Source organism: Flammeovirgaceae bacterium SG7u.111 (assembly GCA_034044135.1).
Lineage (GTDB): Bacteria > Bacteroidota > Bacteroidia > Cytophagales > Flammeovirgaceae.
On sequence record CP139021.1, the window covers coordinates 7,003,902 to 7,016,082 of the forward strand.

Here is a 12,181-nt window from a genome sequence, read left to right on the forward strand (position 1 = left end):
TCGCTAGGGCAAAGGTAAGCACTTGAATATTCTATATATTTAATTAGTAGATAAATTCTAAAAGAACCTATTGTTAGATGAACTTGCTAAGCGGGCACATTATCTTTCAAATTTGGGATTTCTATTGAAAACCTCGTGCCCGAACCTGGGAGTGATTCAACAGAAAGTTCGCCTTGAAGCCTGTTTACCGTTTCCTTCACTATATACAAACCAAGCCCCGAACCAGTACTATTTTCATTTCCTCTATAGAACATTTCAAATACCCTATTTACATGTTCTTCGGAAATACCCACCCCGTTGTCGCTCACCTCAATAGAAGCTACGTTCTCGTTTACATTTACCTTCACCTTAATAAATGGTTCAGTTGTATAGGGGTTGCGGTATTGAATAGAGTTGGCTATCAAATTGCTAAAAATATCATACAACCTTCGCTGATCTGAATAAAAGGGGCTTTCTTGTATCACCTCTATTTCCTGATTGATGATAATGTTTTTTGAAGGAGGGAGCAATTGCTTAAGAATTATCTCTAAAAATGCTTTGAAGTTTATTTCTTGGCTTGCTATTTCTACCCTCGCATTTTTTGAAATATTTACGATATAGCTGATAAATCGGTCTAGCTTCCGCAGGCTTTGCTCTTGCAATCTGCTATAATGTCGGATTTTGTCTATATCCGTTTCATTCCTGTTCAATTCTAATAAGCCTAGCACAGTAGTTACAGGGGAACGGAGGTCATGTGCTGCCCTGTACACAAAATTATCTAGTTCGCTATTGATCTTTTTCAGCTCGGCATTTTGAGCTTTAAGCTGCGCTTCGTTGCGAGCAAGCTTTTCATTTACCAACATCAAATTATTAAGCGACTCTTCCAACCTAACCTCTCTATCTTGCAAGGCTTTATTCAGCATCTCTTTTTTGTGCAATAGCTGGATTTCCTTCTCGTGCCTCTCCTTATTTTCGGTAATGTCGGAAATAGTGCCAATGGTAAGCAGCGGGTGTCCTTCATTGTTTTGTGTAAAAACAGTTTCTTTTGCCAATATCCAGATCCAATTCCCTTCCTTATGCTGAACTCTGTATTCCAGCTCATCCACTACATCATCAAAAGACTTCCCTCTCTTTACCAAGAACTCGCAAAACATCTCCCGATCTTCAGGATGGACAAGTTCCAATAATTTCTTACCAGACTTTTTCATCAATTCGCTTGGGGTAAAGCCTAATAAGCGCTCGCTATTTTTACTAATGTAGGTAGGTTTTTGGCTCTCCAAATCAAGTATATATAACACCGAAGGACTAGCCTTCATTGCTTTTTCTATGAACCTCTTATTTTCTTTAAGTTGTTTTTCTGTTTCTTTTTGCGGGGTAATATTTTGGGAAACGGAAAATATTCTATTGATCTCTCCTTCTTCATTACTAATAGGGCTGGCACTCATCAAATAGTTGTTGCCCTTGTACATAATTTCAAAAGTAGTACTTTCCCCTTGTTTGACCTTTTCATACTCTTTTACAATGATTCCGGAGTTGGTCTTGTCAAAAATATCGGTAACCTTATTGCCCAAAAACTCTTCGTGCCCCAAACCTAGCTCATCAAGCTCTTTCCCTGAAACAAACTCATAAACAAACTCACCTGTCAATACCGAAACTATTCCATTAGGATAATTTTCAGCCAACAGCATATAAAGCTCCGTGCTTTCTTGAAGGTCTTTGGTTTTTACCTCTACCTGCTCCTTCAGCTGGTCATTTAGCTGGGCAAGCTCTTTTTGCTGCCTCATTACCGTTTTATACGATTCGGCCAGCCTTATTGCAGAATTGATCCTTGCTTTAAACTCTACTTTATTAATAGGTTTCTTTATATAATCTACCGCGCCTGCGCTCAAGGCATATTCTAAATCCTCATCTTCTGTTTTTTTCCCTGTCAGAATAATAACAGGAATATCCTTGGTTATACTTTGTTTTTTTAGTTTAGTTAACGTCTCTATCCCATCTAGGTCTGGCATACACCAGTCAAGAATTATTAAGTCTGGTTTTCTTTCGGAAGCTAGTCTGAATGCAATTTCCCCACTATTAGCACTAAGCACTTTATATTGTGCACTAAATGAGCTAATAAGCTGAACCAAAACCCGAATGGTCTCTTGCTGGTCGTCTGCGATTAATATTTGGTATTTTTTCATGTGGTCGGGTTATGCCTATCTCGTTCAATAGGGCTAATCTGTTCTTCTATTTAATTTCCCATTTTTTTACTATTTAAAGCAAAACATTACCTCTTCAATACTAATAAGTACTAACTGATTTTTTGCAAGAACTAAGCTAACAAATTAACATTTATTAAATAATAAACACTTGAAATATTCCTACAGCATCTTTGAATAAATCAATTTTTAACATTTTTATTCAAATAATCTATATTAAGTATTATAGAACTTAAGTTCATAAGTGTTCTTTTTCGATAAAAATAGAGAATAAATACTACATAAGTTACAATCTCAACGATAAAGTCAATACCAATCAGAAACATATAAAAAAACCCTGAGCCGAGGCTCAAGGTCTTGAATCTAATCATTAAACAGAATACGTATTTAGGTTGTTACCAACTCATTTATTTCAATTGGAAGCTCTACATAAAAGCTTGTACCTTCTCCCCCATTGCACTCACACCATACTCTCCCTCCTAACAACTCCGTATACTCTTTCACTACAGATAGTCCCGAACGACTTGCTGGTTCCCCATTTTTACTCCCACCTTTCAACCTGTATTTAGAGAAGATTGTTTCCATTTGCTCTTTCCCTATTCCTGGTCCCTGATCCTTTATTTTGGCAAGTAACTTTTGACCTTCCTGAGACAAAGCAACCTTCACCTCTTTTCCTTCAGGCGTATATTTAACCGCATTCAAGATCAATGTCTTGAACACTTGTTTTATATAATTAGGCTCAACTTTCGCTTGAGTAGTGCAATTGGCTTCCTTGCTAAATTGGATTTCAATACTTTTTGGCCTGGCAAACTCAGCTTGGGTATCAGCAATGATCCCATCTAAAGTTTTTGCAACATCTATCATTTCCATCCTAATTTTATGCTTATCCGATTTAATCTTCTCTATTTCCTCAATATCAGCTATCAGCGTTCGGAAGTGCATGGTTGATTCTGCCACCACATTCATAAAATCAATTTGAGCTGGAGTCAAGCCACTCACATGCTCATCAATAATTTCTAACAAATCTTCCAAATGTTCCAGTGGCTCCTTCAAATCCTTAGCTAGGATATTATTCAACTGACTGATTTCATCATGAAGCTCGAGCAATTTTGTGTTCTTTTCTTCAAGCTCCACATTCTGATTACGAATATTCTCCTCGCTTGCAGCAATCTTTTCATTTTGAATACGCAGTTGGATACTGCTCTTTTCTATCTCTCTTTTCTGCGATTGCAACAGCCTATTTGCTTTGTTCTTCTGAACATAAGCCCATGTAATTAGCACAACCATTACTGCGGTAAGCACTAAACCTATAATAATTGAAGTAATCAGAATTTTATCGGCTCTCAATTTAGCTTCTTGCTCTTGGAGCTTGGCATTTTGTAGTTCTTTGGTTTTCTCCAAAAGCTCAATCTCATTTTTCCTTGCCTTGGCAAGAGCAGCAATTTCTCGCTCCCTAAGTTTTATAATCTCAAGCTCTGTCTTGTGTTGTTCAAGCTCAAGTTCCGTCAACTGCTTTTGCTTTTGCAGTCTCGACTTATCAACATTAAACTGTTCGGTAAGGTCATTAATATAGCGTTGCCCTTCGTACTTAAAACCATCCGTATAAAACTTATGGTAGCGAAGCGCCTCTTCTTTATTCCCCAAAGCTTCATGAGACTTTGCTAAGTACAAATAACTATCCGTCACTTCCATGGTAGAGCTTATCTCTTTGGCTATGCTCAAGCACTCTTCCAAGTGTTGGATCGCTTTTTTTGGATTTCCACTATCAAAATTGATGATACCAAGCTGAAGTAGCGTACTTGAAATCCCAGATTTATCTTTCAACTTCCTTCGGATAGAAAGAGAATTTTTAAGATTACTGATGGCCAAATCACTTTGCCCACTCTCAGCACTGATAACACCTATATAATGATAGCCCTGTGCCGCACCATAGTCATTCCCAATGCTTTTATTGATTTCTACCGATTCGGAAAAAAACTCGATAGCCTTATCGCTTATCCCTTTATTCCAATAAAGAAAAGCAATTTGCAACAAGCTGGTATTTACATCGTCTTGATCACCTGCTCGCCTGTACTCTTCTAGGCGTTTCAAATACACTTCTATTGCCTCAGAATCTTGCTGAGCAAAGCTTTTTTGGACATCTGCCAAAAGAATTCCCAGCATGCAAGTAATTATTAAAAAAGCTGATTTCATATTCGCAATATTTTAAGGCTATGCCGAATAATTGTTTTCAATTCTAACTAAAACTAATGCCTGTAGGCACCATTAGTCAATTTAACCTTAAAAACGCCTAGCTATATGTTATCGCATGTGAATGTTAATATTATTCAATACTTATAATTGAAAGGCATGTAGGATTTGGGCAAGGTTCGAACAATATTACTCTACTTTGATAACCCTAATTTTAAAATGACCATTGCTAATGTCGGCAGATCTTGCTGCCAGAGCTTCTCGGTACGACCTACCCGAAAATTCACAATGTTCTAAGTACAGAAAAGGACTTTTTAAAGAAGGGCTAGCCACTTCAAATACAGCATCAGTACTATTGTAGCTTTCAAAGGAAGTGATTCCAGCATTTCTAAAATAATCATCCACTACTAAATAATCGTAACCTTTTTCATTGAGCTCTGCCATACTTTCAGGATAAAAAACCACATCCGCTTCTACCTCTGAACTAAGCCAAGGAAATATACCATTCCCAACAGTTGAAGCTACTTTTACTTTTCCCTGTCTATTGATCTCGCCTGCAACTTTTTGGTAATTGCTTTGGGCAAAAGGGTAGACATAACGATTCAGCTGGAATAGGTTTAAGGCGATCAAAAAAAACATAACTAAGTAAAACAAGGACTTTCGCTTGATTACTTTTTGGACGAAAAGAAAGCTCAAAACATAAACAAAAGGATACAGGAAGAGTAGCCCACGGGGAGCTTTTTGCAGCACGGACATCATTCCAAAAAACAATAAGAATACCCAAAGAAAAACACTACTCAACTTATTCTTTTCAGCATCTATAAGATTGATTTTCAGATTTTTCCTGCTTACTAAAAAGAACAAAACTGCGGTGGGAAAAGCAAGGTAATTCTCAAATGTGAGGAAGTACTTGGGGTAGAAAAAAATATCCCACTCAAATTTGGACAAATGGACGGTTGGATTTACATTTTTATCTACCGCACAGACGTAAAAACTTTTGTAGAGCTGAAGTGGATCTACTTCTAACCAGAGGTTTAAAAGTGGAAAAAACAGCCAAGGAGCAATCCCTATCGAAAATGCAACAGCAGTGTGTTTCAACTTAAATTTTCCCACGAGGACTATTACTAACAATAAATAAGGCAAAAGTAAAAATGCCTTGTAGTTCACAACAAGTAAAAACGAAAGGATGCCCGACCAAATCAGCAGATGTTTCATCTGGTCAGTTTGAAGATATTTGAACAGGTAAACACCTATTCCCACAAAGGCTGGCAAACTCATGCTTTCTATAGAAAAAGCCCGAGCATTTTGAACCAAAAAACAGGAAGAACCAACAAAAAGGAGAAGAATTATTTTTTCCCAATATGCTATCCCCAATTCCTTAGCAAGGAAGTGAACCAACCACCAAATGGCGAGCAAATTGAGCATGGCACTTATATGTACCAAAAGTGAAGCACTGGAAATAAGCTGATAAATGGGCAGATAAAAAAGGAAAAAAGCAGGGCTGACGTGGTGATACAAGTTGACAAAATCACCTTGTGCCATTTCCCTGATCACTAGAAAATTTTTAGCTGCATCATAGTCAGCAAATAGGTTTTCATTGAGCAGAAAGACCCTCAGCCCATATAAAATAAAGACAGCAACTATTTCCAAAAACCACTTAAACTTCATCGGGTAATGATATAAAAAAAAGCCCACGCTATTGGCGAGGGCTTACATATTTTATTAGCAAAGCTAGTTGATTAGAGCTTTATAGATGTCATTTCCAAAAGCAAATACCATTAAGCTCAACAACAGCACCATCCCAACTTTTTGCGATGTTTCCAAGAACTTATCTGATGGAGGGCGACCAGAAATAATTTCATAGGAAAGGAAAACCACATGCCCGCCATCAAGGGCTGGAATAGGCAAAAAGTTCATAAATGCCAATACCATCGAAAGCATGCCTGCAATGGTCCAGAAGCGAATCCAATCCCAAGTTCCTCCAAAGAATTTTGCTATGCCAATAGGGCCACTAATCGATTTGGAAGCTGACATATCTCCACTGAATATTTTCTTAAATGCCTTTAGCTGAACTGCAATAACAGAAAAAGCATCTTGCGTCCCTTTCTGAACCGACTCACCCAAGCCATAATGAAACCTTGACCTTTCCAGCATAGAACCAGGGTAAAAACCTACAGTACCATCTTCATTTACCTGAACGGTCAATTCTTTTTCTCCTTCATTCTCCCTCACTACTGTCATGCTCACCACTTCTCCTTCATTATTACGCAAGGCACTACGGAAATCTTGAAAATAAACAATTGGTGTATTATTGACTTCTACTATCTTATCACCATTTTTCAACCCTGCTATTTCAGCATTACTTTTTTCAATCACTTCCTGCACAAAAAATGGCTCAAGAACCTCGATGAAACTTCCACTTCCTTCCCGTTCGCTCATCCTATCCAAGAAGTCGGATGGAATGGGAATCACAACCTCTTTTCCATCTCTCAATACTGTATAGCTAGCATCTGTCTCCAGCAAATATTTTGGATTGCGGACATCGCTGAAGTTGCTAAACTCCTGCCCGTTGACCTTGACTATCTTATCACCTCGCTGCAAGCCAAGCTCCATTCCTAGCTCATTAACATAAATACCGTGCTTGTTCGCTTCTTCTACCGAGGTATAAGATTCACCTAAGAAATAGACGAGGCAAATAAAAATAAAAATACCAGTTATCACATTTACGATAATTCCTCCCAACATCACGATTAAACGTTGCCAAGCTGGCTTAGCCCTAAACTCCCAAGGTTCCGGCTCAGAATTAAGATGATCTGTATCTAACGATTCATCTATCATCCCTGATATTTTTACAAAACCTCCAAGGGGTAATGAGCCTATCGAGTACTCTGTTTCACCAAGTTTGATACCCCAAATTTTAGGAGGAAACCCAATGGAATACTTTTCTACCCTCATCCCAAAAGCCTTTGCGGCAATCAAATGTCCCAACTCATGCAAGCCAACTAATATCGATAGCCCCAAGATCAATTGGGCAGCCATTACTAATCCTTCCATATAAATCTTATTGTATTTTGTTTGACAGGGTAATCAGTAGCCGAATCTGTCATTTATGGTTTGTCTTAAAAAGGTGTCTTATACAAAAGTGTTGATAACCACTTATGTTTTGATAGTTAGAGAAAAAACTTCAACCTAAAGGTCAAAATTACCCGACTCCCAAAACTACATATTTCTACTTCAATAACTATGTATCCCAAAGGCTATTACCCTTCCAAAAGTTTTATTTACTTTTTTACCCCAGAATCAAGAGCAAATTGCCTTACAAACTTGTCGGTTTCCACATAGTCTTCATAGCTTGGGTTAGTTATAAAAGATGTAGCCTCCAAGCAAGCTTCATTGAGCTCCGCTATTTCTAAAAAACCTATTTCATCTTTCAGAAAACGTGCTACCGCAATCTCGTTTGCGGCATTGAGTGCACATGGCATATTCCCTCCTTCGCCTAGAACCTTAAATGCCAGCTCCAAGTTCCTAAAAGTTTTTCTATCGGGCTGCTCGAAGGTAAGCTGAGGATAGTTTACAAAATTGAACCGTTCAAAAGCATTGGGCAATCTCTGGGGGTATCCCAACGCATATTGAATCGGCAGCTTCATATCGGGCAAACCGAGCTGTGCTTTCATAGATCCATCTTCAAACTGCACCATGGAATGGATGATAGATTGCGGATGAACTATCACATCAATTTGATCTTGTTCCAGGTCAAAGAGCCATTTTGCTTCTATCACCTCCAGCCCTTTGTTCATCAACGTGGCCGAATCAATCGTGATTTTGGCTCCCATCTCCCAGTTGGGGTGCTTTAAGGCTTGTTCTTTTTTTATTTCCAACAACTGACCTCTAGTTTTTCCACGGAAAGGACCGCCAGAAGCCGTGAGGATTATTTTTTCAACCGGGTTTTGATCCTCTCCTACCAAACATTGGAAAATAGCCGAGTGCTCCGAATCTACAGGGTAAATATTCACTCCATGTTTTTTAGCCAATTCCATCACCATTTCTCCAGCTACCACCAACGTTTCTTTGTTTGCCAAGGCTATATCTTTGCCAGCTTTTATCGCCGATAAAGTAGGTTTCAAGCCCACATAACCTACCAAAGCGGTCAGCACCATCTCCACATTGTCGCGGCAAACCACTTCAGAAAGAGCCTCTTGGCCAGCCAAAACTTTGATATCTGTATGGGAAAGCGCCGAGCGGAGTTGTTCGTATTTTGCCTCATTTCCTATTACCGCCACCTCTGGTTTAAATTTCAAGGCTTGCGCTATCAGGAGTTCCACATTATTTCCAGCGGTAAGCACCGAGACTTCAAACTTATCTTTTTGCTCTTCTACTACCTCCAAGGCCTGCGTACCTATTGAGCCCGTTGAACCAAGAATTGCGATATTCTTTTTTTCCATTATGTATATTAAAAGGTGATCTTTGCAATCTTTCGATCCCAAGTTTAGCGGTTTCTACTTATGTTGCCAACAATTAGGAGCGGAAGAAAGATATTTTATTTGAGAGTAAATACTAAACAAGTTATTTGTATTAGCGTTATATTTATTATGCATGCATAATAAATTTTATTATTTTTGTTCGTGCACCCTTATTCTAAAAGAACTAATGACACCAACTCCAGAAAATAACAGACAGAAATCGGTGGACTTCAGCATCAAAGCTGCGTGGCTAGCCATTTCGAAAATGTACAACTATATAGGTGCAGATTTTGACATAACCCATTCAACTGGCTTTGTACTCTTAAATATAGACAGGGAAAATGGATCTCCTGCTACTAAAATTGCTCCATTGTTGGGCATGGAGGCACGAAGCCTTACCCGTATGCTTAAATCGATGGAAGAGCGCAAGCTGATCTGCCGAAAGCCCGATGCGGACGACAAACGAAAAGTAATGATTTTCCTTACGGATGAAGGAAAAAAACAACGAGAACTGGCTAGGCAAACAGTTAAGTATTTCCACTCAAAAGTAGAAGAGCGCGTAGGAAAGCAGGAGCTGGAAATATTTTATCATGTAATGGAACAAATCCATTTCACCATTGAACACTTAGATGAAAAAGAGGCGGAAGAAGCCATCTTTGGAAATACGGTCAAAAAGCTTGGTCTTAAAGACAAAAGCGATCTGAAAAACAACAGCAAGTAGCCTTATACTACTTGTTTTTCAATACAACTCTACCTGAATTTGCAAGTCATTTCTTGCTTTTAAGTTCTTACTAACATTTCTTTCCCAGCAAAACATCAGCCCTCCTTAAAAAAGGGCTTTGCAATGCATTTGGGAAAAATAGACACATAAAATTTCATTTAGTTACTTTCAAAAAAATCAAATATGAAAAACAGAACGATCAAGAAGGTAGCAGTGCTTGGTTCGGGAGTGATGGGTTCAAGAATTGCCTGTCATTTTGCCAACATTGGTGTGAACGTACTTTTGCTCGACATTGTGCCCAAAGAGCTCAATGATGCAGAAAAGGCGAAAGGGCTGACGCTCGAACACCCAGCGGTAAGAAACCGAATCGTGAATGATTCGCTGCAATTTGCCTTAAAATCAAAACCTTCTCCAGTGTACGAAAAGTCGGTTGCCAAGCTTATCCAAACAGGCAACTTTGATGACAACATGAAGCAGATCGCAGATTGCGATTGGATAATTGAGGTAGTAGTAGAAAAAATCGAGATCAAGCAATTGGTTTTCGAACAAGTAGAAAAATACCGCAAACCTGGCACGCTCATCACCTCCAACACCTCGGGTATCCCGATGTTCATGATGGCAAAAGGGCGTAGCGACGATTTCCGCAAGCATTTCTGTGGAACCCACTTCTTTAACCCTCCCCGTTATCTCCGCCTTTTGGAAATTATCCCTGGTCCAGAAACCGACCCTGAAATCATTGATTTCTTGATGCACTACGGCGACTTATTCTTAGGAAAAACAACCGTTCTATGTAAAGATACCCCAGCTTTCATCGCTAACCGAATTGGTATTTATGCCATCATGTCGGCTATGCACGTGGTAGAAGAAATGGGGCTTACGGTCAATGAAGTAGATAAATTGACAGGAACAGCCATTGGTAGGCAAAAATCTGCCACCTTCCGTACGCTCGATGTGGTTGGGCTAGATACAGTGGTAAATGTGGCCAGTAACTTGGAAGCGATCTTGCAGCACGATGAGTCGAAAGATAAGTTCAAACTTCCTCGCATCGTCAAAGAACTTTCCGACAGGAAATGGTTTGGTGACAAAACCAAGCAGGGATATTACAAGAAAACTAAGGATGAAAAAGGCAAGACGGTTATTTTAGAGCTTGACCTTAACACGATGGAATACGGTCCAAAATCGAAGGCTCGTTTCGAATCACTCAACCAGATAAAAGAAATAGAAGATACTCGTAAAAAAATTGAGGTGATGGTCAATTACCCCGATAAATCGGGCGAATTCCTTCGCAAAACTTTCTACGACACGTTCAAATACTGTACTTTCCGCATTCCCGAAATAGCCGACGACCTTTACAAAATAGACCAAGCAGTAGCTGCTGGTTTTGGGTGGGATTTAGGGCCATTCGAAACTTGGGACACTTTGGGCGTGAAAGCTACGGCAGAAAAAATGGAAGAAATGGGTTATAAGCCTGCCCAATGGGTGTACGAAATGCTAGAAAAGGGCATCGATTCTTTCTATTTGATGGAAGCTGGAGTGAAGAAATTCTACAGCATCAGTACTGGAAAATACGAAGTTATTCCAGGAACGGAAGGCTTCATCTACCTCGATACGCTTCGCAAAACTAACAAGGTTTGGGGCAACTCAGGCTCAAGCGTATTCGACCTTGGAGATGGCATTTTAGGAATAGAATTCCACACCAAAATGAACTCGTTGGGTGCAGAAGTAATTGAGGGAATCAATACGGCTATTGCCATGGCAGAAAAAGACTACCGAGGCTTGGTAATAGGCAACGAAGCACCGCAGTTTTCTGCAGGAGCTAACTTGGCGATGCTCTTTATGTATGCTGGCGAGCAAGAATGGGACGAGGTAAATATGATGATTGCCCAGTTCCAAAATACCATGATGCGGGCTAGGTATTCTTCCATCCCTGTAATTTCAGCACCTTCGGGCTTGGCATTGGGTGGTGGTTGCGAGCTTTCCTTGCACTGCGACCACATTCAGGCACATGCCGAAACCTACATCGGCTTAGTAGAATTTGGCGTAGGGGTAATCCCAGGCGGTGGAGGTTCTAAAGAAATGGCCTTGAGAGCAGCTGACCAATTTGTAGTTGGTGATCCTGAATTCAACAGACTACAAGAATATTTTATGAATATTGCTACAGCAAAAGTGGCTACCTCGGCACATGAGGCCAAAAAGATGGGCTACCTCCGCGATAAAGATGGAATTACACTCAATCGCTCTCGCTTATTGGCCGATGCTAAAGCTGCTGCAGTAAGCTTGGCAGATGCCGGCTATATTCAGCCTATCCAAAGAACAGATGTAAAAGTTCAAGGAAAAGCAGGGATGGCACTTTTTGAAGCTGGAATTGCAGGTATGCTATATGGAAACTATGCTTCGGAGCACGATGCAAAAGTAGCTCGCAAGTTGAGTTATGTGATGAATGGAGGAGACCTTTCTTATCCTTCTTTTGTTTCTGAACAGTACTTGCTCGATTTGGAAAGAGAAGCTTTCTTGAGCCTTTGCGGAGAGCCTAAAACGTTGGAAAGAATCCACAGTATTCTATTCAAAGGCAAACCTTTGAGGAACTAATTTTTGTTTTCCAATTAGAAATTTTTCATCAAAAAAAGATA

General features: G+C 39.6%; 7 protein-coding genes. 2 read left to right on the plus strand and 5 right to left on the minus strand.

What is annotated here, in order from left to right; all coding sequences use genetic code 11:
* Positions 1-86: 86 nt before the first annotated feature.
* From R9C00_26985 to R9C00_27005, 5 genes are all read right to left on the minus strand, one after another.
* Complete coding sequence (locus R9C00_26985) at positions 87-2,162, minus strand: response regulator (protein WPO35346.1); 2,076 nt, start codon at positions 2,160-2,162, stop codon at positions 87-89.
* A gap of 405 nt (positions 2,163-2,567) precedes the next feature.
* Positions 2,568-4,373, minus strand: a complete 1,806-nt coding sequence (locus R9C00_26990) for a tetratricopeptide repeat protein (GenBank protein ID WPO35347.1) — start codon at positions 4,371-4,373, stop codon at positions 2,568-2,570.
* A 186-nt stretch (positions 4,374-4,559) separates the two neighbouring features.
* On the minus strand, positions 4,560-6,038 hold the full coding sequence (locus R9C00_26995; protein ID WPO35348.1) for a hypothetical protein: 1,479 nt from the start codon (positions 6,036-6,038) through the stop codon (positions 4,560-4,562).
* 63 nt (positions 6,039-6,101) lie between these two features.
* Positions 6,102-7,424 carry an RIP metalloprotease RseP gene (gene rseP / locus R9C00_27000; protein WPO35349.1) on the minus strand — a complete coding sequence of 441 codons (1,323 nt, stop codon included), beginning with the start codon at positions 7,422-7,424 and terminating at the stop codon, positions 6,102-6,104.
* A 227-nt stretch (positions 7,425-7,651) separates the two neighbouring features.
* Positions 7,652-8,812, minus strand: a complete 1,161-nt coding sequence (locus R9C00_27005) for a 1-deoxy-D-xylulose-5-phosphate reductoisomerase (GenBank protein WPO35350.1) — start codon at positions 8,810-8,812, stop codon at positions 7,652-7,654.
* Positions 8,813-9,017: 205 nt separating this feature from the next.
* Between R9C00_27005 and R9C00_27010 the strand changes: the two genes are divergently transcribed.
* Positions 9,018-9,551, plus strand: coding sequence for a MarR family transcriptional regulator (locus R9C00_27010; GenBank protein ID WPO35351.1), 534 nt, complete (start codon positions 9,018-9,020; stop codon positions 9,549-9,551).
* Between the two features lie 183 nt (positions 9,552-9,734).
* On the plus strand, positions 9,735-12,140 hold the full coding sequence (locus R9C00_27015) for a 3-hydroxyacyl-CoA dehydrogenase NAD-binding domain-containing protein (protein ID WPO35352.1): 2,406 nt from the start codon (positions 9,735-9,737) through the stop codon (positions 12,138-12,140).
* Positions 12,141-12,181: the final 41 nt, after the last annotated feature.